This window comes from Streptomyces actinomycinicus (assembly GCF_016741775.1).
Taxonomy (GTDB): Bacteria; Actinomycetota; Actinomycetes; order Streptomycetales; family Streptomycetaceae; genus Streptomyces; species Streptomyces actinomycinicus.
In genome coordinates, this window is the sequence record NZ_JAERRK010000032.1 from 37,672 (window position 1) to 60,567 (window position 22,896).

The 22,896-nt window shown below is 72.6% G+C and carries 19 protein-coding genes; 10 read left to right on the forward strand and 9 right to left on the reverse strand.

The window, feature by feature from the left end:
• The first annotated feature begins 139 nt into the window (after positions 1 to 139).
• From JK359_RS36600 to JK359_RS36615, 4 genes are all read left to right on the forward strand, one after another.
• Positions 140 to 1,417, forward strand: a complete 1,278-nt coding sequence (locus tag JK359_RS36600) for an NAD(P)/FAD-dependent oxidoreductase (protein ID WP_201843952.1) — start codon at positions 140 to 142, stop codon at positions 1,415 to 1,417.
• A 101-nt stretch (positions 1,418 to 1,518) separates the two neighbouring features.
• Positions 1,519 to 2,832: a cation:proton antiporter gene (locus JK359_RS36605; protein WP_201843953.1), complete on the forward strand. Its 1,314-nt coding sequence runs from the start codon at positions 1,519 to 1,521 to the stop codon at positions 2,830 to 2,832.
• 192 nt (positions 2,833 to 3,024) lie between these two features.
• Positions 3,025 to 4,413 (forward strand): MFS transporter, encoded by a 1,389-nt coding sequence (locus tag JK359_RS36610; RefSeq protein WP_236679019.1) that lies wholly within the window; start codon positions 3,025 to 3,027, stop codon positions 4,411 to 4,413.
• A gap of 548 nt (positions 4,414 to 4,961) precedes the next feature.
• Positions 4,962 to 5,627 carry a response regulator transcription factor gene (locus JK359_RS36615; RefSeq protein WP_201843954.1) on the forward strand — a complete coding sequence of 222 codons (666 nt, stop codon included), beginning with the start codon at positions 4,962 to 4,964 and terminating at the stop codon, positions 5,625 to 5,627.
• Between the two features lie 31 nt (positions 5,628 to 5,658).
• Here the strand turns inward: JK359_RS36615 and JK359_RS36620 are convergent, their stop codons facing one another.
• From JK359_RS36620 to JK359_RS36635, 4 genes are all read right to left on the reverse strand, one after another.
• A complete protein-coding gene (locus tag JK359_RS36620) occupies positions 5,659 to 6,894 on the reverse strand; it encodes a sensor histidine kinase (RefSeq protein ID WP_201843968.1) in 1,236 nt (411 codons plus the stop codon).
• A 216-nt stretch (positions 6,895 to 7,110) separates the two neighbouring features.
• Positions 7,111 to 8,484 carry an FtsX-like permease family protein gene (locus JK359_RS36625; RefSeq protein ID WP_201843969.1) on the reverse strand — a complete coding sequence of 458 codons (1,374 nt, stop codon included), beginning with the start codon at positions 8,482 to 8,484 and terminating at the stop codon, positions 7,111 to 7,113.
• A 5-nt stretch (positions 8,485 to 8,489) separates the two neighbouring features.
• The gene (locus JK359_RS36630) at positions 8,490 to 9,248 is read right to left on the reverse strand and encodes an ABC transporter ATP-binding protein (RefSeq protein ID WP_201843955.1); all 759 of its coding nucleotides are present in this window, start codon (positions 9,246 to 9,248) and stop codon (positions 8,490 to 8,492) included.
• A 334-nt stretch (positions 9,249 to 9,582) separates the two neighbouring features.
• Positions 9,583 to 10,104 carry an NUDIX domain-containing protein gene (locus JK359_RS36635; protein ID WP_201843956.1) on the reverse strand — a complete coding sequence of 174 codons (522 nt, stop codon included), beginning with the start codon at positions 10,102 to 10,104 and terminating at the stop codon, positions 9,583 to 9,585.
• 270 nt (positions 10,105 to 10,374) lie between these two features.
• Here JK359_RS36635 and JK359_RS36640 point away from each other — a divergent pair, with 270 nt between their 5' ends.
• The 3 genes from JK359_RS36640 (at position 10,375) to JK359_RS36650 (ending at position 13,409) form a co-directional block, all read left to right on the forward strand.
• Positions 10,375 to 12,162, forward strand: coding sequence for an acyl-CoA dehydrogenase family protein (locus JK359_RS36640; RefSeq protein ID WP_201843957.1), 1,788 nt, complete (start codon positions 10,375 to 10,377; stop codon positions 12,160 to 12,162).
• A 323-nt stretch (positions 12,163 to 12,485) separates the two neighbouring features.
• Positions 12,486 to 12,770: a hypothetical protein gene (locus tag JK359_RS36645; RefSeq protein WP_201843958.1), complete on the forward strand. Its 285-nt coding sequence runs from the start codon at positions 12,486 to 12,488 to the stop codon at positions 12,768 to 12,770.
• 78 nt (positions 12,771 to 12,848) lie between these two features.
• A complete protein-coding gene (locus JK359_RS36650; protein ID WP_201843959.1) occupies positions 12,849 to 13,409 on the forward strand; it encodes a Type-2Aa cytolytic delta-endotoxin in 561 nt (186 codons plus the stop codon).
• Positions 13,410 to 13,680: 271 nt separating this feature from the next.
• On the opposite strand, the gene JK359_RS36655 is transcribed toward JK359_RS36650, so the two are convergent.
• The 5 genes from JK359_RS36655 to JK359_RS40045 form a co-directional block, all read right to left on the reverse strand.
• Positions 13,681 to 14,616 (reverse strand): NAD-dependent epimerase/dehydratase family protein, encoded by a 936-nt coding sequence (locus JK359_RS36655; RefSeq protein WP_201843960.1) that lies wholly within the window; start codon positions 14,614 to 14,616, stop codon positions 13,681 to 13,683.
• Complete coding sequence (locus tag JK359_RS36660) at positions 14,613 to 15,689, reverse strand: cytochrome P450 (protein WP_307788438.1); 1,077 nt, start codon at positions 15,687 to 15,689, stop codon at positions 14,613 to 14,615. The genes JK359_RS36655 and JK359_RS36660 overlap by 4 nt, the downstream gene beginning before the upstream one ends.
• 263 nt (positions 15,690 to 15,952) lie before the next feature.
• A complete protein-coding gene (locus tag JK359_RS36665; protein ID WP_236679021.1) occupies positions 15,953 to 17,515 on the reverse strand; it encodes a class I adenylate-forming enzyme family protein in 1,563 nt (520 codons plus the stop codon).
• Entirely contained in the window at positions 17,515 to 18,255 is a 741-nt protein-coding gene (locus JK359_RS36670; protein WP_307788439.1) for a glycosyltransferase family A protein, read from the reverse strand. Before JK359_RS36670 ends, JK359_RS36665 begins: the two co-directional genes overlap by 1 nt.
• Positions 18,252 to 19,280: a 3-oxoacyl-ACP synthase III family protein gene (locus tag JK359_RS40045; RefSeq protein WP_201843961.1), complete on the reverse strand. Its 1,029-nt coding sequence runs from the start codon at positions 19,278 to 19,280 to the stop codon at positions 18,252 to 18,254. Before JK359_RS40045 ends, JK359_RS36670 begins: the two co-directional genes overlap by 4 nt.
• Before the next feature lie 278 nt (positions 19,281 to 19,558).
• Between JK359_RS40045 and JK359_RS36680 the strand changes: the two genes are divergently transcribed.
• The 3 genes from JK359_RS36680 to JK359_RS36690 all read left to right on the forward strand — a co-directional run bounded on the left by JK359_RS36680 (position 19,559) and on the right by JK359_RS36690 (position 22,042).
• On the forward strand, positions 19,559 to 20,074 hold the full coding sequence (locus JK359_RS36680) for a SigE family RNA polymerase sigma factor (RefSeq protein WP_201843962.1): 516 nt from the start codon (positions 19,559 to 19,561) through the stop codon (positions 20,072 to 20,074).
• Positions 20,075 to 20,132: 58 nt separating this feature from the next.
• Positions 20,133 to 21,392, forward strand: coding sequence for a hypothetical protein (locus JK359_RS36685; RefSeq protein ID WP_201843963.1), 1,260 nt, complete (start codon positions 20,133 to 20,135; stop codon positions 21,390 to 21,392).
• A 401-nt stretch (positions 21,393 to 21,793) separates the two neighbouring features.
• The gene (locus JK359_RS36690) at positions 21,794 to 22,042 is read left to right on the forward strand and encodes a DUF6199 family natural product biosynthesis protein (RefSeq protein ID WP_307788440.1); all 249 of its coding nucleotides are present in this window, start codon (positions 21,794 to 21,796) and stop codon (positions 22,040 to 22,042) included.
• Positions 22,043 to 22,896 lie beyond the last annotated feature (854 nt).

The window sequence follows — 22,896 nt, forward strand, 5'->3', positions numbered from 1 at the left end:
CGGGATTTCCATTGAGCAATATGAGCGATGACATGACCTGACACCCACCCGCACCCTGGTTCGAGAACGCGCTCTGCGGGCGGAGAAAGTCCTCACGCGACTCGCGAGTGCCGCCGAATCGGACTGGGGAAGGTCTCGTATGTCGTCCACCACCTACGGAATTTCTGGCGATTTCGACGTCATCGTCATCGGCGGCGGACCCGCCGGTGCCACCACCGCAGGGCTCCTGGCCCAGCGCGGCCGCCGTGTTCTCGTGCTCGACCGTGAGCGATTCCCGCGCTACCACGTCGGGGAATCCCTCATTCCCGGATTCATGCTGCCCATGGAGGAACTCGGCCTGACCGAGCGCATGGAGGCACGTGGCTTCGAGCGCAAGTACGGCGGCACGCTGATCTGGGGCAACAATGAAATCCCGTGGAGCTTCGACTTCTCCACGGGCGGCCGAATCCCGTACTCGTACCACACCCGCCGCGCCGACCTGGACACGATGATCCTGGACCGGGCGCGCGAACTGGGCGTCACCGTCGTGGAAGAGGCGACGGTCAAGGACACCATCGAGGAGGACGGGCGCGTCGTCGGCGTCAAGTACGCCCTGCGCGGTCTCAACGGCACCCAGGAGGCCAGGGCGTCCCTGGTCATCGACGCCTCCGGGCAGGCCCGGGTCATCGGCCGGAAGTACACCGAGGTCAACTGGCACGACCAGCTGCAGAACGTCGCCGTCTGGACGTACTTCGACAACTGCCACCGCCTCCCCGGTGACGAGTGGAGCAACATCCTCATCGAGGGCATCAAGGACGGCTGGTTCTGGGGCATCCCGATCGACAAGGGAGTCTTCAGCGTCGGCTACGTCACGCGCTCGGCCACCGCCAGCGCCTCCGACGAGTCGATGGAAGACCTCTTCGCCTCGGAGCTGGCGCGCACCACCAAGCTCAAGGAACTCCTCAAGGACGCCCACCAGACCTCCGGCTTCCGCACCGCGCGCGACTGGTCCTACACCAACGAGCGCTTCTACGGGAACGGCTGGGTCCTGGTCGGCGACGCCGCCGCCTTCGTGGACCCGCTGTTCTCCACCGGCGTCGCACTCGCGACCATGGCCGGCAGCACCCTGTCGAAGATCGTCGACAAGATCCTCGAGCACCCGGAGATCGAGGAGAAGGCACTCGACCGGTACGCCACCGCCTACCGCGACTTCTTCGGCGACATCCGCTACTTCGTCGAGCAGTTCTACGACCGCTCCAAGACGAAGGGCTTCTACTGGAGCCTGGCGCAGGACATCACCGACCCCGAGAAGGAGAACCGGGACGAGGTGGACTTCGTCAAGCTGGTCTCCGGTCTCAGCGGAAAGCACGCCCTGTTCAACCTCGAATTCGACGACCTCATCGCGGACGCCACCAAGCCGGCGGTCTCGGGCGACTGACGGCCCGGACGATCGGAAGGGCCGGGGCGGACGGCCCGGAAGAACAACGAAAACGCGGCAGCCTCCGGAGACGGGGGCTGCCGCCGCGTTACGGGGGTGTCATGCCAAGCCATCAGATCGAGCTGCTCTTCCTCGACCTCGCGCTGATACTCCTGCTCGCCCGTGGACTCGGCACGCTGGCCGCACGGATAGGTCAACCACCCGTGGTGGGCGAGATCGTCGCGGGCATCGTGCTGGGGCCCACGCTCCTCGACGGAGACCTCGCCGAAGCGCTGTTCCCCTCCGACGTGAAGCCCCTGCTCACCGCGCTGGCCTCCGTCGGGGTAGCCCTGTTCATGTTCACCATCGGCCTCGAGATCGAACACCAGGCGCTGCGCGGCGCCGGAAGACTCACCGCCGGCGCCGCGATCGGCTCCACCGTGCTGCCGTTCCTGCTGGGCATCGGCATGGCCGCCGGTCTGCTCCGGGACCACGCCGGCGGCGACACCGCCGTGTTCACCGTGTTCGTCGGGCTCTCGGTGTCCGTGACCGCCTTCCCCGTGCTGGCGAGGATCCTCGCCGACCGGCGCCTGTCCACCACCTCCGTGGGCAATGTGGCGCTGGCCACCGCCGCCGTGGTCGACGTGGTCGCCTGGGTCGCTCTCGCCGCCGTCCAGGCGGTGGCGGGCGGCGGCTCGGAGCACTGGCGGGTCGCCCTGGTCGTGCCCTTCACCGCGGCCCTCGTCCTGCTGGTCCGCCCGCTGCTGCGACGCGTGCTGCTGCCCGGCGGCCGGGTGGTGCCGCTCGGGCCCGGCCGGCTCGTCGTGGTGCTCACCGCGGCGCTGCTGTGCGGGGCGGCCACCGAGGCGATGAACCTGCACTACATCTTCGGAGCGTTCCTGCTGGGCGTGGTCGTGCCCCGCGACGCCGTGGCGGCGGCACTGCGCGCCACGATCCACGAGCGCACCACCCAGATCACCGGCTTCCTGATGCCGGTCTACTTCGTGGTGAGCGGCCTCGACGTCGACCTCGGCGGGCTCGGCCCGGACGAACTGGCGGACCTCGCCGCGATCCTCACCGTCGCCGTGGCCGGCAAATTCGCGGGCACCTACCTGGGCGCGCGCAGCCAGGGCATGCCGGGCCGGCCCGCGGCCGCCCTGGCCTCCCTGATGAACACCCGGGGACTGACCGAACTGATCATCCTCGGTGTCGGCCTGCAACTGGGCCTGCTGGACGGCACGCTGTACTCCCTGATGGTCGCCATGGCCGTACTCACCACGGCTTTGACCGGCCCACTGCTCACGATCGTCCTCCGCAAGGCCCCCGACGTCCCCGCCCCCGACGTCCCCGCCCCCGACGTCCCCGCCGTCCCGTCGCGCCCCGAGCCCGCCCGCGCGCCGGCCCGAACCTCGCACAGCGGCACGCGACGCGCCTGACCGGCACACGGCGCACCCGAACGGCACACGACGCACCCGAACGGCCGCGGAGACACCAGCCGGACAGGCGAAAGAGACAGAGGTACGCCGGAAAGCCGCGCCCCTCTCCCGCACTGCAGCGCCCCCGCCCTGTCCAGGGCCGCGCCCTCACGCCTGGGCACTTTCCCGTTCGTTCGCACGAAAGGTTCCGCCATGACCACGGACACTCCGCTGCAGCTGAGTCCGCAGGAGTTCATCGACCGCGGGCAGATGAGCCGCCGGCAGTGGCTCATCGTGATCCTGGGCCTGCTCATGATGGTGGCCGAAGGCCTCGACGCGACCATCGCCGCCTTCGTCTACCCCGTCATCGTCAAGGACTGGGGCACCGATCTCGACGCGGTGACCGCCACCGTCACCCTGGGAATCCTGGCGATGGTCGTCGGCGGTGTGGCCGTCGGCCCGCTCGCCGACCGGCACGGGCGCAAGGTCATCACCGTCACGGGCATCGCCGTCTTCGGTCTGGCCACGGCCGGCATGGGGCTCACCCAGGGCATCGGCCCCCTCGCCGGGCTGCGGATCGTGGCCTGCCTCGGACTCGGCGCCGTCCTGCCCGGCGTGATGGCGCTGGTCGCGGACTGGACACCGGCCCGGCGCAGAGGCCAGATGGTCGCACTGTCCTTCACCGGCGTCACGGCCGGCACCACCCTCGGCGGAGTCCTCTCCTCGGCCCTCGTCTCCACGCTCGGCTGGCGCACCCTCCTGGTCGTGTGCGGACTGGCCCCGCTCCTGCTCCTTCCGGCCGTCGTACGCTTCGTGCCGGAGTCCGTCAGCGTGCTCACCGGGCGCGGCCGGCCCGCCGCGGACGTGCGCCGGGCGCTGAGCGAAGTCGTCCCGGACCAGGACCTGTCCGCCGTCGCCGTCACCCGGCCCGCACTGCGCAAGGAACCGAAGCCCTCCCTGCGGGTCATCCTGGCCCGGGGCATCGCCCCCGTCACCGTCCTGCTGTGGCTGTGCTTCTTCGTGGGCCTGGGCGTCGTCTTCGTGATCCTCAGCTACCTGCCCCTGCTGACCGAGCGCATGGGCCTCTCCTCCGCCCAGGCCGGAATCGCCGTCGCCCTGTTCGGGTGGGGCGGCCTGGCCGGACAGCTCTCGGTGTCCTTCGCCCTCAAGCGCTTCGACCGGTTCCGGGTGCTGACGGCCCTGTGGGGCCTGAGCGTGCTCGCTCTGGTGGCGGCCGGGCTGTGGGCCGTGCAGTTCGCCGCTCTGCTCGCCGCGGCGTTCGTCCTCGGCTTCTGCCTCCCGGCGGCCAACGCCGCCCTGCAGGCGATCGCCGCGGTCGCCTACCCGCCCTCCGCCCGCGCCACCGGAATGAGCTGGGCGAGCAGCATGGGCAAGGTGGGTCCCGTGGTCTGCGGCCTGCTCGGCGGTCTGATGGTGAAGGCGGGCTGGACCCTGGGAACGGTCCTCCTCGTCCTCGCCGTGCCCGTCGCACTGTGCATCGTGGCCGCACTCGCCCTGCAGTCCCGAAGCCGGACACCCGCCCCCCAGCCCCACCCCGCCCCCCGCCCCCTCGCGACTCCCGCCACCGCCGAACGTCCGTGACCACCCGCCGGCCGACTCCAGCCGAACGTCCGTGACCACCCGCCGTTCGGCTTGAGCCGAGCGTCCGTGACCACCCGTCGTTCGGCTTGAGCCGAATGTCCGTGACCACCCGTCGTTCGGCTTGAGCCGAATGTCCGTGACCACCCGTCGTTCGGCTCGAGCCGAGCGTCCGTGACCACCCGCCGGCCGGCTCCCGCCGGGCGCGTGCCCGCCCACGGCCGGTGAGCCGTCGCCGCGGCTCCGACCACCCCGAACGCACGATGACGGCCCCGGCCAGCGCCCCCGCTGGCCGGGGCCGTTTCCGTGTTTCCGGCCCCGCCCCGGCCCGACCGTGCCCGAACCGGCCCCTCCATCCGGGCCGGGCACACTTTTCGCCCCGGCGCCCACACCCCGGCGCCCACACCCGGGCACCCTTGCATCCGGGCACCCTTGCATCCGGGCACCCTTGCACCCCGGCCCCCCGGCGCCCCTTTCACCCGGCCCCCCGGCCCCCCGGCCCCCCGGCCCCCCGGCCTCGGGGAGCACCGACCGCCCCGGACAATGACGTCGTGATCAACAGGCACTTGCGCGTGGTACTGGCCGAGGACTCCGTCGTGCTCCGGGACGGCATGGTCGAGCTGCTTCGCGCCCGCGGATGCGAGGTGGCCGCCGCCGTCGGGACGGCACCCGAACTGCTCGCCGCGGTCGCCGAGCACCGCCCCGACGTGGCCGTGGTGGACATCCGCATGCCGCCCACGCACACCGACGAGGGCATCCGCGCCGCCGTCGAGATCCGGGCAACGGCACCCGGGACCGGCATCCTGGTCTTCTCGCAGCACGTCGAGACCACTTGGGCCTCCCGGCTGTTCGCGCACGGCGCGAGCGGCATCGGCTACCTGCTGAAGGAACGCGTCGCCCGCACCAGCGAGTTCGTGGAGGCGCTGCACCGGGTCGCCGACGGGGGCGCGGCCCTCGACCCGGAGTTCGTCACCCAGCTGATGCGCGGCGGCCGGCGCAGCCGGGTGGACACCCTGTCACCGCGCGAGCGCGAGGTGCTGGAGCTGATGGCACAGGGCCACTCCAACCGCTCCATCGCCGGGCTGCTGGCGGTCTCGGAGCGGGCGGTGGAGAAGCACGTCGCCGCCGTCTTCACCAAGTTCGGACTGCGGGCGACGGACGCCGACAACCGGCGGGTGAAGGCCGTCCTCGCCTTCCTGGCCGAGAGCGGAGCCTGAGCCCCCGTCACAGCCGGGCCGGCAGTCCCCGTCACAGCCGGGCCGGCAGCTCGGCGGTGACCACGGTGGGCCCGCCGGACGGGCTGTCGATACCGAGTACGCCGTCCACCGCCGCGAGCCGCTCGGCCAGACCGGTCAGCCCCGTGCCGACGCCGAGTGCCGCACCGCCGCGGCCGTCGTCGCGCACGACGAGGCGGACACGGCCGCCGGCCGCGCTCGCCGTCAGCTCGGCCGAGCCGGCACCGCTGTGCTTGGCGACATTGGTGAGCAGCTCGGCCGCGCAGAAGTAGACGGCCCGCTCGACCGCCTGGTCCGGGCGTTCCCGCAGATCAAGGCGGACGGTGACGGGCACCGGCGAGGTGGTGGTGAGTACCGGCAGCGCCTCGCCGAGGCCGCCGTCCAGTGCCACCGGGTGAATGCCCCGGGTGAGCCGCCGCAGTTCGGCGATGGTGTCGTCGGTCTGACCGCGGGCACGGCCCACCAGGCCGCGCAGCCGCCCGAGGTCCGGTCCGGCGGTGGGCGCGAGCGCGTCCTCGGCCAGCGAGAGCGTGATGGCCAGGGCGACCAGCCGGGCCTGGGTGCCGTCGTGCAGGTCGCGCTCCAGACGACGGAGCTGGTCGGTGTTCTCCGCGAGCAGGGTGGCGCGGGCCGTCTCCAACTCCCGTACGCGCCGCTGCGCACCGGCCGGACCGAGCAGCATCCGGGCGAGCCACCGGTTCGCCCCGCTCAGCGACCGGACCGCGCCGGGCACCGTGCACAGCAGCAGCAGGCCCAGCAGGACACAGGCCGCATCCAGCAGGGCCGCCGGCCGCGCGCCCGGCTCCAGCAGGCGGCCCCAGAGCGGAAAACCGATCAGCCAGCCGCAGCCCAGGGGAAGCGCCACGGCCGCCACGAACCCGAGCACCCCGAGCGGCAACCGCAGCACCAGATAGAGCAGCGTCCGCCAGGCCACCGGATCGGTCAGCACGGTACGGCCCCGGGCCACCAGGCCGGCCGGGCGGGACAGCTCGGCCGGCGCCTCCACCCGCTCGCCGAGCAACCGGCCGACCAGCCGCCGGTGCAGCGCCCCCAGACCACGCGCGCCCAGCAGCGCGGCCACCACGAACGGCAACCCGAGCACGGTGAGCGAGAGCAGTGCCCCCGCATACAGGACGGCGAGCGCGTACCCACCGCCGACCAGCGCGAACGGCAACCCGACGACGGCAAAGACCCATTCACCGCCCCGAAAGCCCAGCCCCCGCCGGCCACCCCCACCCCGTACCGGCATTCCTCGCCCCCGCTCAGCCACGGCCGCTCCCGCCTCGTACCGGCCCCTGCTCAGCCACGGCCGCTCCTGCCTCGTACCGGCCCCTGCTCAGCCACGGCCACCCTGACCTCGTACCGGCCCCCGCCGCCCCCGCTCAGCCACGGCCACTCCCACCCCGTACCGGCCCCTGCTCATCCACAGCCACTCCCACCCCGTACCGGCATTCCTCGCCCCCGCTCACTCACCGCCGCCGCTCACCAGCTCCGCCGCCGGGCCGCGTACCGCCCGCAGGCCGGTGGCCAGGATGCCCGGCACGGTCAGCACCGCCGCGCCCACGACGATCCACCCGCAGGCGGCCACCGGGACGGTCGGCACCGCCGAGCCGGTCGCCGCCCTGCTGAACGCCGCGGACGCGGCACCCGCGACCGCCGCGCCCAGCAGCACACCCACCACCGCGGTCAGCACCGCTTCCACGCTCAGCATCCGCACCAGCTGCGCACGAGTCGCACCGACGAGCCGCAGCAGCGCGAACTCACGGCGCCGCTCGGCGGTCACGGCGACCAGGGTGTTGAGGGTGGAGACGGCGGCGAAGCAGATCAGCAGCGCCAGCTCGGCCTGGCGGAGCCAGACGTCCGTGGCGGAGGTGACACCGGTCGCCGTCGCACCAGAAGGGCGGTGCCCGGCAGTGGCGGTCATGATCGTCATGGTGCCCGACAGCCCCACGAGCAGCGCGACCGGCACCACGGCGGACGACAGTCGCCGCGCGTACCCGCGCAGGTTGGCGTCGGCCAGCCACCCCGCGCCGGGCGTCAGAACCCGTACGGGCACACCCAGTACGGCCGCCAGGACGCGCGCCGCCAGCGGCCCGGCCAGGGCGACCGCGACCAGCAGCACCAGCGAACCGAGCAACGCCGCCTGCCCCGCCTTGTCCAGTTCCTGCGCCGGCCGCGTCGCGGCCAGCCGCAGCAGCAGACCGCCGCCCACCAGCGCACCGGCCCCGGCGACCAGCCGCGCCGCACCTGTCCGGCCCTGCTCGGTCGCACTCGCGGTGAGGGCGGCCGCGGGTGCGATCCGGGAGATCCGCCGGGCCGCGAGGGCCGAGGCGGTCAGACCGACGGCGAGCGCCGCGGCCGACGCGACCAGCATCGGCACCGGCGTCCCCGGGATCCGTACCCCGGGCGCCGCCATCCCCCGGTGCTGCAGCTCGGCGAGGAAGCGCCGGGCCGCCACCGCCCCGGCCACCCAGCCCGGCACGGCCGTCAGCAACGTGGTCGCGACGACCTGGCCGCGCACCAGCCGCCGCGCCTGACGGGGTGTCGCCGCGACGGTGCGCAGCAGCGCCAGCTCGCGATGCTGCTGGCGCAGTGCGAAGCCCAGCGCATTGACCACCACGAAGAACGCGACCAGCACGGCGATCTCCCCGAAGGCACCGGCGATCACCTTCAGACCGGGTCCGTCGGCCCCCTTCCGGACGGCCGCAGGGGCGGCGAGATCGGCGGCGAACAGCGAACCGAACATCGTCACGGTGGCCATGGCCAGGAACAGCGCGACGGCCAGCCCGACGAAGGCGGCCGGACGCCGGCGCATCTGCCCGAGGGCGATCGGCACCATCGTGCTCACCCGCCCAGCCGGCTCAGCCGCTCGCCGACCTCGGCCGCGGTCGGCCGGTGCAGCTCGTCCACCACCAGGCCGTCGGCGAGCAGCAGCACCCGGTCCGCGTACCCGGCGGCAACCGGGTCGTGGGTCACCATCACGCAGGTCTGCCCGCCCCGGTCCACCCCGGAGCGCAGCAGGGCGAGTATCTCGTGGCCGGTGGCGCGGTCGAGCGCGCCGGTCGGCTCGTCGGCGAACAGCACCTCGGGCCGGGAGACCAGCGCCCGGGCGATCGCCACCCGCTGCTGCTGCCCACCGGAGAGCTGTCCGGGCCGGTGCCGCTCACGCCCGGCCAGGCCCACCCGGTCGAGCGCCTCCAGCACCCGGTGCCGGTCGGGCCGCCGCCCGGCCAGCCGCCCGGGCAGTTCGACGTTCTGCGCGACCGTCATCGCCGGCATCAGATTGAACGCCTGGAACACGAACCCGACCCGGCTGCGCCGCAGTTCCGCCAGCCGCCGCTCGGACAGCCGGGACACCTCCGTACCGCCCCACCACACGGAGCCCCGGGTGGGCCGGTCCATACCCGCGAGGCAGTGCAGCAGGGTCGTCTTGCCGGACCCCGACGGGCCCATCACCGCCGTGAACGTCCCGGGCGCGAGGGCCACCGACACCCCGCGCAACGCCCGCACGGCGGCAGCACCCCGCCCGTACTCACGGTGCAGTCCCTCCGCCCGCGCGGCGGCTCCCACACCAGTTCCTGTTCCTGTCGCCATTTCAGCCATGCCCTCATCCTGGGCACCCCGGGCCGTCCAATCGATCATGCTCACCCCCCGCCCCCAGGTACGGAAAACCGAACCCCCACCCCCGGCCCCCATCCCCCGCCCACCCACCCACCCGCCAGGTCCCCGCCCACCCACTCACCCACCCGCCAGGTCCCCGCCCACCCCCTCACCCACTCGCCGGGTCCCAGCCCTCCCGCGTGCTCGCCCGTCGGGTCACCGCCCGAACCGCGATCACAAAGGAACTCCGCAGCAGGCAACTAGGCCGACCAGGCCGAATCCGCAACGGGACCGACCGGCTCGGGTCTTTCCCGGTGCCGTCGCAACGGCCACAGAGTCAGATCCACCGATGATTACCGTCGTCCACCCCCGCGAGCATCCCCGCGGCCGCGTCGACAGGGGCCGTAGGACTGCTCAACTCCGCCACCGGTACGGGGGGAAACAGGTTCAGCCCTGCGGTCGCACGGTAGGGAAGCCACACCACCTCGCCGTTCCCGACGGCGTCGTCCTCCTCGAAGCGCCGCAGCCCTCGTCGCACCCCGGCACCGATGTGCACCCGGTAGACGCAGTGCAGCTTCCGCGGAGGCGTACTGCCCGGGCGGGTCAGCATGGCGTCCAGGAGCCACGTGAAGCTCGGCGGCCGTTCGACACGTTCCAGGTCGAGCCCCAGTTCCTCCAGCAGCTCCCGCCGCAGCGCATGCGGCAGCGGCTCGGCCGCTTCGACGTTGCCGCCCGGCACGGTGTACAGGGCCACGCCGTGATCGTCGACCCGCCGGATCAACGCAATGTCGTCGCCGTCGAACACCACAGCCGCGACGCGGATCTTGATCTTGTGAAACGCGGCCTCGTACGTACTCACTGAGCCTCTTCCTTCGTCCCTGGACGGTGCGGACAGCGCGGGCAGCGCGGACGGTGTTGGTCGGTGCTGGGCGGCGGCGCAGGCGGGGGGAGGGCATGGTGCGCGCGTAGTCGGCCGGCCCCGGTCGCCCCGTCGGGGGTCCCTAGGCGTCGTTCAACGCACAACCGCTTCCACCCATGGCCCGCCGCCAATCGTGTTGATCATCACGCTGTATGGAAGTGATCGATTCCACTATCTTCTCCGTTCGTGACTGCCTCTCAAGTTCCGTACATGCAAGGGATATCCGCGGATTTAACCCATATCTTGTTCGGTTCGCGCGCAGAGCAGATCCACGAGCCCTGGAGGCGCCTGTTCGACGGCCCCCGGTTCGCCTTCCAGGAGGGCCTCGGCCCACAGGAGCGGACGGCGCTTTCGTACGAGCGCCTCCATTTCGTCAACGAGGCGGTGCCGGACCCGGTCGGGCTGGCGTCGGACATCGAATCCCTCACGGCGATGCACGAATGGGCCGGAGTCGTGGACCCCGGTATGGCGACGATCGCGAGCATCCACTGGAACCTGCACATCGGCAGCCTCCTGGACCACGACCCCCGCTCCCGGGACCTCTACCCCTACGCCCGCATGGAGAGCGTCGGTACTTTCCTGTGCACGGAGCTGGACCACGGCAACGACGCCGCCTCCTTGGAGACGACCGCCACCTTCGACCCGGAGACGAGCGGCTTCGTCCTCGACACCCCCACTCCCGGCGCCTGCAAATGGATGCCGAACACCTCCGGCACCGGCGGCGCGAAGACCGCCGTCGTGGCCGCCCGCCTACTGGTGGGCGATTGCGACCACGGCGTCTTCCTCTTCCTCACCCCGATCACCGACAGTGCGGGCCTGCACCACCCGGGCGTGGAGGTACGGCCCCTCCCGCAGACCGCCAGCGCGCCTGTCGACCACTGCGCCACGTCCTTCCACGGCGTACGACTGCCCTTCGAAGCCATGCTGCAGGGGGACCACGGACGCCTCTCCCGCGACGGCACCTTCACCAGCACGCTGGGCAATCCGCGCAAGCGATTCCTCAGGTCGGTCCGACGCGTCCACACCGGCAAACTCTGCATGAGCGCCTACAGCCTCGGCGTGACCCGCCACGCCCTGGCCGTCGCCATGCGGCACTCCCACCGGCGGCTCACCTCCGGAATGACGACCGGCCGCAAGGTCTCCCTCATCGAGCACCGCAGCCACCACGCCCCCCTCCTCTCCGCGGTCGCCACCACCTACGCCGCGACCCTGCTGCACCGCGAGGTGGTACGGCGCTGGACGGCAGGCGGCGAGACCGGCCGCGAGGAGACCGAACGCCTCGCGGCCGTGACCAAGGCCTGGATCACCTGGCAGGCCAGGTCGGTCATGACCGAATGCCGTGAGCGCTGCGGGGCACAGGGCCTGCTGCTTTCGAACGGCATCGCCTACCAGCTGGCGGCGAACGAGGGAACCGTGACCGCCGAGGGCGACAACCGCGTCATCTGGGTGAAGGCGGCCGGGGAGATGCTCATGGGCGGATTCACCCCGACGCCCCCCTCCGAGACGCCCGCGTCCGGCCGTTCACTGGACGACTCGGACTGCCTTCAGGAACTGCTCGCGGACATCGAGCGCATCTGGCACGGCAGGGCCCGCAGCCGCCTGCGGAACGGCCGCCGCGGCGACCCCCTCGCACGGTGGAACGGAACCGTGACGCCGGCCCTCCAACTCGTCGAGGCACACGTCCACCGCCTCGCCGCGAAGGCGCTCCTGGAAGCCGCCGGCAAGGCCTCCGACCCCCGTACCCGCGCGGTCCTCGGGCAACTGCACCGCCTGTTCGCCCTGCGCCAGCTGAAGGCGCACAGCGGCGACCTGCTGGCCGCCGGCCACATCACCCCCGACCACGTCCACCAGCTGCCCGACACGGAAGAGACCCTGATCGAGGCCCTCCTCCCGTACGCCCTCCACCTCACCGAGGCCTTCGCCGTCCTGCAGGGCGTCATGGACGAGCACCCCATGCTCCACGCCCCGACCCCCACCGCCGAAATGGTGCCGGCGTAACGAACCCCGCCCCGACGAGCCCGGGCCCGACGGGCACGACCCGACGGACACAACCCGGCGGACACGAACCGACCGATGCGACAGGCCGACGCGAGCGGCCGACGCGACAGGCCGCCGCGCCCCCACGGCCCGCACCACCTCCTCCTGCAGGCCGATCTCGAAGGGTTCGTGATCAAGAAGATCTGTCGGGCACGCCGGCGCACCGCTGTCCGCACCGATGCGCCTGTCCGAGTGCCTTCCGCACGACCCGCGAGCGAGACGCACCCGCTGGGGGGTATGTCGATTCGCGCGAGGCGACCTCGGAATCAGTGAGGAGATGGGCGATGTACGCAGTGGTCCGGCGGTACGAAGGGGTGACCGATCCTGCCGAGGCAGGGCGCCGAGTGGACGAGGAATTCGTGCCTCTCCTGCGGCAGGTCCCCGGATTCGTGGCCTACTACTGGGTGGACGCCGGGGACGGGGTGATGGTCTCCACCAGCGTCTTCGAGGGCCGGGACGGGGCCGAGGAGTCCGTCAAGAGGGCGGCGGACTTCGTACGGGAGCACCTCGCGTCGCTGTTCCCCAACCCACCCCAAATCACAGCCGGCCAGGTGGTGGCCGCCGGATAGCGCCCCGCGGGCCGCGACGGCGCGCCGCTACGGCATACTGACGCCCCACCCTGCAACAAAATGTTTAAGGAGGGGGAGTTGGCAGCCAGTTTCAGGACCATCACCGAGGTGGAAGAGGCTCACCTCGCCCAGGCGGAGGCCCTCGTACGCGCCTTCCAGGAGGCGATCGCGCCCGCCACCGTCAACTACGACTTCGGACACATCAGGGACGCCGCCGCCCTGCTTCCCGACAGCGACATCGTCAAGATGGTCCGCGGATGGGGGCTCCAGGAGGAGGCGCCGCTCCTGGTGATGGTGCTCTCCCTCAAAGAGGCGGTCCGCCAGGCGCTCCCGCCCGAGGCGGCTCAGGCCTCGTTCTGGGACACCATCGAGCGCGAACTCGTGGATGCCTTCACCGGTCTCGCCGCGCAGGAGGGCCAGCCGGGACTGGTCTACTACGCGGAGGGTCCGGACCACACGAGCTACTACCGCGACCTGTTCTTCGCCCTCCAGGACGAGGAGGCCGGCGCGCACCTGTACGCCGTCGCCTTCTGCACCGACGTGACCATCGGCCTCGACAAGACCCGTGCGGGGACCCTGAGCCTCACCGACACCACACCGTTCGCGGTCCGCCTCAACGCGATCGTCGTACGCCAGTAACTCACGAACCAGACCAGACCAGACCAGACCAGACCAGACCAGACCTGACCTCACCTCACCTGACCCTCCCGGCATCACCCATCGCTCGTGACACCCGGGACCGCCCCGCCCCGCCCCACCGCGAGGCCGCCCTCCACAGATCCGCAGACAGGCACCTCCGCGGATCCGCACCTCCGCACCACCCTCACGGCCCGCCGTCCCGGGCCGCGAATCCGACGAGTCGGCCGGGTCACCCAGGCCCACGCGGCGATGAGCAACCGCCCCCGCTCTCCTACGGCGAGTCCTGAGCCAGGACAGCACCTGCGGACGACGCCGTGGTGTAGTCGGCCAGCGCACGACGCGCCCTCCAGCCCTGCGCCTCGGCCTTGGACACGTCCAGTACGACCGAGCCGGCCAGTTGGTCGACCGCGTACGGCGTGAGAAACGGCTCCGTGCCGGGCCGCAGGCGTCCGGCCAGCTGGGCCGCTCCGGCCACCGCACGGGCGACGGCCGGCGGAACGTGACGTATCCGCGCTCGCACGCCGTGGGCCTCCAGCACCGCCCGAACGGCCCGGTCCCGGTCGTACGGCGCCGGATCCGCGATGTTGTACGCCCCGGGAGGCCACCCGCCGGCGGCGAGGCAGGCGTCGGTGAGGTTCTCCACGGCCGTCAGACTGAGGCGGACACTGGGCCCCGGCAGCAGGAGCAGCCCGCGCCGGACACGGGAGAGCAGCCGGGGCACCAGGTGCGGGTCCCCGGCGCCGTAGACCGCCCGCGGCCGCAGGACGACGGCGCCCCCGGACAGCGCAACGGCCTCCCCGGCGGCCTTGGTGCGGCCGTACGCGTTCAACTGGCCGCGCACCGGATGTTCCTCCGTGATGTACGAGCGGCCCGGCCCCGGTTCGTAGACGCTGGCACTGCTCACCCACACCACAGGCCGGTCCCCGGCCGCCTCCATCAGCCGTGCCGTGCCGTCGATGTTGACGGCACGCATCGCGGCCTCGGCGCGCGAGCCGGGCGGCGGATCACCGACCGCCGCGGCGCAGTGCACGACGAGGTCGGCGCCGGACAGGTCCGGTGCCTCACGGGTGGCGTCCCACGGCACGTGCCGGCCGACCGGCCCGGGCCGCCGCCCGACGCACAGCACCTCATACCCACGGGCCGCGGCGGTGCCGGCGACGTGCGATCCACAGAAGCCGCTGGCGCCGGTGACGGCGATGGTGGTCATCGTTCCTCCTGGGGCGCCCACGCGGCACGCACGGTGAGCGTCCGCCAGCTGGGCAGTGCGGCGCGCCGGTCCACCCGGGCGCGGACGACGGTAGGACGGTACGGGGCCAACGCGGCGAGGACGTCGTCCAGTTGAGCGTGGGCGAGGCGGGCGCCGGGACAGGTGTGGGGCCCGGCGCCGAAGACGAGCCGGCTCACGGCGGACGGAGCGGGCCGATGGGCGTCCGGGGGATCGACGTGGGCCCGCGCGGCGTGCCGCGCCACCAGGATCAGCCGGTCACCGGCCCGTACCGGACAGCCGTCGAGGTCCGCGTCGGCCGCAGCGACGCGCGGCAGCAGCGGTGAGGGCGCGGTCACCCGCAGCAGCTCAGCGACCAGGGCCGGCCGCAGCCGGTCGTCGGCGGCCTGCTCCCACAGCGCGGCGTCCGCGCACCAGGCGGCGGCGCGCGGGAGGGCCGCCACGGTGGTGTTGACGGCGGCGACCGCCAGCATCGCCCGCAGAGCAGATTCCCCGCCCGGCGCGGCCGGAGCGAGCAGAGCTTCCAGCCGAGCCGTCGCCGCGGCAGCGGCACGGGCGGTGCCGGGCGGCCGGGGCCCGGGCACATGGTCGCGCACAGCGGCCGCCGCGGCGCGGGCGGCGGCCCCGGCGATCCGCTCCGGATCCGCGGTCACGCCCAGCAGCGCGCGCACCGTGGCCCCGGCCATCTCGCGGGCCACCAGTACGAGGTCCACGTCGTGCCCCGCGCCGAGCGGGGCCAGGCGCCGGTCGAGGACCTCCTGCCACACCGGGCGCAGCCGCTCCACTCCGGCCGCCCCGAGGCCGTCGGCGACCACGCGCCGGGCGGTGCGGTGGCCTGCGCCGTCCTGGTCGAACAGCGCACCTCCGGCGGACAGTTCACGGGCGGCGCCCCCGGTCGTCCCGGCCGCGGCCCGGTCCAGCGGCACCCGGGTGAGGGCGTGCCGGTACGCGTCACCGCCGTGCACCAGCACCGTGCCACGCCCGAGCCGGGCCACGGCGGAGCGGCGGGTGACGGCGAGCAGCGCGAACAGCACGGGATGGGCCCGGGTGTACACACGCCGATCCCGACGCCGAGCCACCCGCCCACCGTCCGCGGGCGCACGCTCCGCCCGTCCACTGGCCACCCGCTCACCGGTCGTGGGCGCCCGGTCCGCCCGGCCACCGTTCGCCCGTCCACTGGCCGCCGAGCCACCGTTCGCGGGCGTACCAGCCGCGCCTGCATCGGCCGCCCACTCACTGGCCGCCCGCCCACCGTCCGCGGGCGCACGGTCCGCCCGCCCCCCATCCGCTCCGGGCACCACCCTCCACCACATCCCCGTCACGCCCGGCTACCCTTGGCCCGGTCCCCTTTGACGCGGCCCCCCTTGACGCGGCCTCTCTCGGCGCGGCCCCCCTCCGCGTGGCCGGCCAGGATCCGGGCCGCCAGGCGGGCCGTAGCCGCCCGGTCAGGCTTGCGGGAACGCCCGGACAACGGGATCTCGGCCAGGAGCACCGCGTCCGGCCGGGCGGCTCCCATCCGCTCCAGCGGACGGGCCAACGCGGCCCGCAGCGCCGCCCGGTCCGTACCCCGGACCGGCTCCACCACGGCCACCACACGCTCGTCGCCGTCCCCGGCCGGCACACCCACCAGCAGGGCCACCTCGACACCGGGCACGTGCAGCGCAGGTTCGTACAGCCCCGGGTAGATGTTCTCCGCCTGCCGCAGCACCATGTCCTTGGCACGGCCCGCCAGCACGATCCGGCCGTCACACAACCGGGCCCGGTCGCCGGTCGCGACCCACGGATCGGGCTCCTCGCCCAGGTAGCGGTCGCGGGCCGCCGGCCCGGACAGCAGCAGCTCGCCGGACGAGTCCGTCCGGGCCACGACCCCCGGCAGCGGAGCCCCCACCAGATCACCCTCCCCCGTGAACGCGGCCTTGTCGGCGTGCTCCACAGCCGCGGCCGGGAACAACTCGGTCAGCGCGTACACTCCCCACGCCTGCACGGCTCCCCTTTCCTTGACGCGGCCGAGCAGCCCGGCGCTCGCCGGCGCCGAACCCGTCCACACCCGCCCCGAGAAACGGCCCCCCTGCGCCAGCACCGCCCGCAGCTGCGGCGGCGTCAGATACGTCGCCTGCGGCGCGAGCCGCACCAACTGCCGGGCCAGGACACGCGGGGAGCGGGCGGGCAGGGCCACCGGAGCGCCGCTCGCCAGGGACGGGGCGAGGACGAAGAACGTCCCGCCCAGCACCGGCCGCCCCGCCTCCGGCGCGACCAGGCCGGCCACCGCAGCCATGCCGGCGGCCAGCGAGGCGCGGGTGTGCACCACCGCACGCGGCCGCGAGGTGGTGCCCGAGGTGAACACGATGACCGCGTCGCCGTCCCCGTCCATGGGGCGGGGCGGTATCACCGATCGCACTCCGGCGTCCAGCGCGGGTGCGCAGCCGGGTAGGCGGGGGCCGATCGTTGCCACGGGTCCCAGCTCTGCGAGGTCCGGCAGCGCGAGCCGGGCCCGGCGTGCCAGCGGCCGTGCCCATCCGGCCACGGCCTGGGCGGTGGCGTCGGCGAGCACGACCTCGGGCCGGGCCACGGCCAGCCGGGCGCGCAGCACGTCCGGTCCGGCCCCCGGATCGAGCACGGCGGCCCGCGCCCCGAGCCGGTGCACGGCCAGCATCACGGCCAGGGCCCGGGGACCGGGCCGTACCGCGACGCCGACGGTACCGCCGGGCCCGATGCCACGGGCGTGCAGGGCGGCGGCGTAGCGGTCGGCGAGGTCGGCGAGATCACCCCGGGTGGCCAGGACACGGGCGGCCCCGGCACGGTCGGCTCCCAGGACGGCGGGTTGATGGGTGTCGCGCCGCCGCAGGTCTCGGGCGAGCGCATCGAGCACGGCGTGGGACATCAGCGTGGATCCTCCGCGTGCCGGCCCGGACCCCGGTCGAGGTACCAGCGGGCGGTGCCCAGCAGACCGTAGGCACGCAACCGCCGGGTGGAGTTCTCCACCACCATCGCGCGGGCGTGCACGATCGCGGAGGTGTGCCGGCGCACCCGGTTCAGGAAGAGCCGGTCGGTGGGAGAGGGGCGGCGGGGCATGCCGCCCACTGCCTCGTACAGCGCGGCCGTGACAGCCATGTTGTTCCCGGCGTGCATCCGGTACGGGGCCAGGTAGCCGTGCCGGAGCCGGTGCGCCGGGCGGACCCGGCCGAAGAAGGCCGCGAGGCGCACCAGCGCACGGAACACGGCCCGCCCGACCGGCCCGTGCTCGTCGCGACGCGCCTCGATCCGCCCGCACACCAGCCCGGCGCCGCCCCCAAAGGCGTCGCGGGCGGCTTTCGTCCACCCGGGGTGCGGCAGACAGTCCGCGTCGGTCCGCGCCAGCAGCGTCGCACCGCAGCCGATCGCGTACCGGAAGCCCGTGTCCACCGCGCAGCCCACGCCCTTCTCCCCTTCCCGCAGCACATGCACCGGGAACGGCGCCCGGCGGGCGAAGGCCCGGACGAGGTCCGCGGTGCCGTCGGTCGAGGCGTTGTCCACCACCACCAGCGTGAAGTCCCGGTCCCGCTGGGCCGCGAGCGCATCCAGCGTGGCGCCGATCCGCGCCTGCTCCTGGTGCGCGGGCACCACCACCCACAACGCGCTCACGCCTTCTCCCACACCATCGTCATCAGGCTCACGCCACCCCCCAGGCCCACGAACAGCACCCGGTCACCCGCCCGCAGCCCGCCGTGCACGAGATCGAGCTGTACGCCGAGCGTGGCGCTGGCCATGTTCCCCAGCTCGGGCACGGTGACGACCAGCCGGTCCCGGGGCACGCCCGTCAGCTCCACGAACCGCTCCAGGTACGGCACGGTGACCTGGTGCACGAGGATGTGCCGGAAGTCGTCCCAGCCGAACCCCGTGCGCTGCCGCATCCGGTCGAGGACCGAGGTGCCGACCTTCTCGAACACCTCCCGCAACTCCGACCCGTCACCCCGGAAGTACGTGTGCTCGTCCCCGCGAGGGTGACGCGAGCCGCCGCCGAAGATCCCGCCCACCCGCCAGTGCTCCGAGTGCGTCTCGGCGTCCACGTCGAGGATGCCGCCCCGCTCCACCGCCTCCAGCACGACCGCGGCCCCCGCGTCCCCGAAGGTGTAGCCCGCGAAACCGTCCCGGAACTGCCCGGGACCTGCCGGGGCGTACCGCACCGCCCGACTCGGGGTCTCCCCGGTGACCACGAGAGCCCGCCGCGCCCGGCCGGCCACCACCATCGCCCGTGCCGTGTCGACCCCGTTGACGAAGCTGTTGCACGCGTTCGTCACGTCCAGCGCGTGCGCCCGGGAGCCCAGTTCGGCCTGGACGATGTGTGCGGTCGCCGGCTCGGCGACGTCCCGGGTGGCGGAGGCGAACACCAACAGGTCGATGTCGCACGGGAGCAGCCCGGCCCGCCCCAGCGCGGTCCGCGCCGCCCGCACCGCGAGCGTCGAGGCGTACTCACCGTCCGCCACGACCCGGCGCGAGGAGATGCCGGTCACCCGCTCCAGCATCCGAGGCGGCAGATTCAGCCCCGAGGCCGCGGCGACCTGCTCCTGAAGGTGCCGGGAGGTCATCTCGCGGCCGGGCAGACAGGACGCCACCGCGGTGATGCCCACCCGTGGCGACGAACCGCGAGCAGCATGGTCTATGTGCATGGGACGCACGCTAGAACCGTCCCCGGGCGGCCTGCCTGAGCACTCGTACCTAGCCGACGTCCGTAAACGAGCCTGGACACGCAGGGCACGGCAACGGCCCCACGGGGCCGGCACACCCGCACTAGACAGTCGGCCGGCCGGCCCGCCAGCCGGCCGGCCGTACACAGGCCCGGCGGCCGTCCCGCCCGGACTCCTGAGAAAGTTTGAAACATTCCGGTGGGCCCGGCGCATCGAAAGGGGTGAGAGCGGCAGGCGGCGGTACAGGACACGGGGGATCGATGAGACCGGGACGCAGTGACGAATACCAGGAGTTCGCCGCCGCGCGTGCTGGGCATCTGTACCGGTCCGCCTGCCTGCTCACCGGCGGGGACACACACCTCGCTGAGGACCTCGTCCAGGAGACCCTCGGCAAGGTCTACGTCCGCTGGGGGCGCGTCTCCCGGGCGGACAACCCCGCCGCATACGCCCAGACCGTCCTCACCCGCACCTACCTGGCCCACCAGCGGCGGCACAGCAGCCGCAAGGAGCACTCCACCGCATCGCTTCCCGACACCGCCGGGCCGGGCCCGACCGGCGACGCCCCGTTGCGGCTCACCCTCGTCGAGGCTCTCGGACGGCTGCCCGCGAAGGACCGGACGGTGGTCGTACTTCGGTACTGGGAAGACCGCAGCATCGAGCAGACGGCAGTGGCCATGAACACGAGCTCCGCCGCCGTGCGCACCCGCTGCGTCCGCGCCCTGGCCCGGTTGCGTTCCCTGCTCGGCGACAGCCTCGTCGAGTACGCCAGACCCTGACCCACCCGCCCGCGGCCCCACCCTCAGCCATACCCCATCCAGAAACGGCGGTCCTGCCATGCCCGTTGACGACAACGACCCGAACGACGCCTTCGAGGTCCGCTTCACCGAGGCCCTGCACCAGGCCGGAAGCGGCTTCGAGCCCCCCCGGCAGGACCTGGCCGCGCGCGGTGAGGCACGCGGCAGACGGCGCGCGTTTCGCCGCCAGGCCGCCGTGCTCGGCGGCGTGACGACGGTCGCCCTCATCGGCGTGGGCGGGGCGCTGATGCTTCCCGGCGGCCAGGCGGTCGGCAGCCACTCGTCGTCCACCGGCGCGTCGTCCCCGTCCGTCCCGCCCGCCACATCGGCCGCCACGACCTCCGTCAGCGGCGACGCGCTCGTACACACCCTCGAAAAACTGCTGCCCAAAGGCGAATTCAGCGACGAGGAGGCACGGGGAACAGGCGACCCGCTGCCGCCTTTCGCCAAGGTCGTGTACGACGACGGCAACGGCAAAGCGGCCGTCGCCGTCTCCTTCTCCCGCCTCCGGCCCGGCGGCCAGGAGGCCCGTCAGACCACTGAGTGTCCCGACAAGGTGTTCATCGCCTTCGACACCTGCCGCACGACCACGCTGGACGACGGCTCCAAACTCATGATCCTCAAGGGGTACGAGTACCCGAACAGCCGTTCCGGCACCAAGCTGTGGACCGCGGAATACGTCTCGCGCACCGGGCAGCACGTGAGCGTGCAGGAGTGGAACGCCGCCGCCGAGAAGGACGCTCCCGTCACCCGGGCACTGCCTCCCCTCACCGCCGAGCAGCTGTCGCAGCTGGCCACCGCGCGGCAGTGGCGTACCGCTCTGGACGCCGTCCTCGTGCCGCCCGCCGCAGCCGATCCGTCCCCGGCGCGGGGCGTCCCGGGCGGCTCGGTGTCGTCGACGCTCGTCTCGCTGCTGCCCAAGGGGGTCAGGGTCGTCTCGAAGAGCAGTGCGGACGCCGGGTTCGGGTATGCCGTCCTCGATGACGGCAAGGGCGCGAGCCTGGTACAGGTCAACGTCCAGGGCGACCAGTCCGACGTCGAGAACGAACTCTTCGGCGCCGGCACGAAGACCCTCCCGAACGGCATGAAGGTCGTCACCCATCAGCGGCCCGGTGAGAAGGGCGGCGAAGGGGTCGTCTGGTGGACGGTCGACACGATCCGCCCCGACGGCTACCGCGTGGTGATCAGCGCCTTCAACTCCGGCGCCCAGAACACCGCCGCAACCCGCAGCACCCCCGCGCTCACGATGCAGCAACTGGAGACCATCGCCACGAACGCGAAGTGGTACGCGCGCCACTGAGAGGGGCCGCCGGAAACCCACCGGAATATCCCCTCCTCCCGGCAGGACGCCCTGGCCGTCATCGGCAAGCCCCAGCAGGTCAGTCCCACTGCCCAGCAGTGGGACTGACCATCTCCACACCCCTCAACCCCAACCGACAGACCATCAGACTCTCCTGAGAGCAACTGTTGGCCTGTCAGGGAGGGCCGATCTTGGGTCTGGCTGCGCAGGTTGGTTGAGTACTGCGCGGTGCCGCTGATCCCCGAGAGCGATGAACGGCTACACACTTAAAAATGCCGCGCCCCGATCCCACTCCAGAATCTATCTGGACGCAAAATTGAACCATGCGAGGGCTCGGTTCTGTTCGGCCGTTTGTTGAGGGGGTGTCAGGGCATCCGGGCTTCATGGATCACAGTGCGATAGTGCGAACCGCCTCCGAAAGCGGCGGCTCCAGCCCTGTCCTGATCTCGCTCCTCTGCCTGTTCCTGATCATGGGCCTGGTCCAGGTCATCCGCCCTCAGCTGCTGTGGCGGCTGAACAGCCGTTTGCAGCGGGGCTGGGTGAAAAACCCTGAGGGGACCGAGCCCACCGGCAAGGGGTATGCGATGCAGCGGGTGACAGGGGCGCTTTTCCTGGCGGTCGCCACCTGGATGCTGGTCCAGCAGATCTGACCCATTGCTAGGCCGGCCGGCGATCCACCCCGGGCTGGGTATCCCGTGAAGCCGGCAAGCGCGCCGGGTCCGCACCTTCTACGCGGTAGGCGCCCTGGTAGTGGGCGGCATCGACCGCCTGGACCGGCTGACAGACCCCCGGAAGACGGCAGATGTGGGTATCCGTCCTCCTCTGGCCAACTTCACCGGCCTGCTGCTCACATCCTCCACATGGCTCCAGCGTGCCCATTCCGCAGGCTCGGCCGAGCCCGCCCACCACGGCGGGCGACCCGGCCACGCCATTTACGCATGCCTGACGTACCGCTGACGAACGGCCCGGCCCCCCAGCGCCTGCGGGAGCGACAGCGGGGCATACGCGCTTGACCTTCGGCATAGCCGCGACAGTGCTGTTCTTCATCGCGTTCCTTATCAACGCGGCGGAGGTCAGCACTAATCACACATTCTCGTCTGTCAACGTCATGCTCTTGAGGCTGACCGCATTGGCTCTGCATGTTGCAGGAAATCGGAAATGCTTGTTCCCGTAGACGATGCTGACCCGGCATCAATCCCTAAAACCCGCCCAAGAGGCCGCAGAGGCCAGCCGGAGAGACCCCCACCGCCCCTGCAGGGACAGGTGTTCTCGCTGCCAGCCCTTGGCGCGCGGCGCGCGAGTTCAGCGGTTCGTAGCGCAGCGGAGAACCGTCCCGGGCGAAGCCCGGGCAGGCCGCGCAGCTGCGCTGTCTTGGCTGCGCAGCAGCCTCGCTCCCGTAGCGCAGCGGAGGGAGCGTCAATCTCTGTGCGAAGCACAGAGATTGTGCGGGGAGCGCAGCGAGCCGCTGGCGCTCACGCGGAGCGGGAGCGCAACCCCCGCGCGC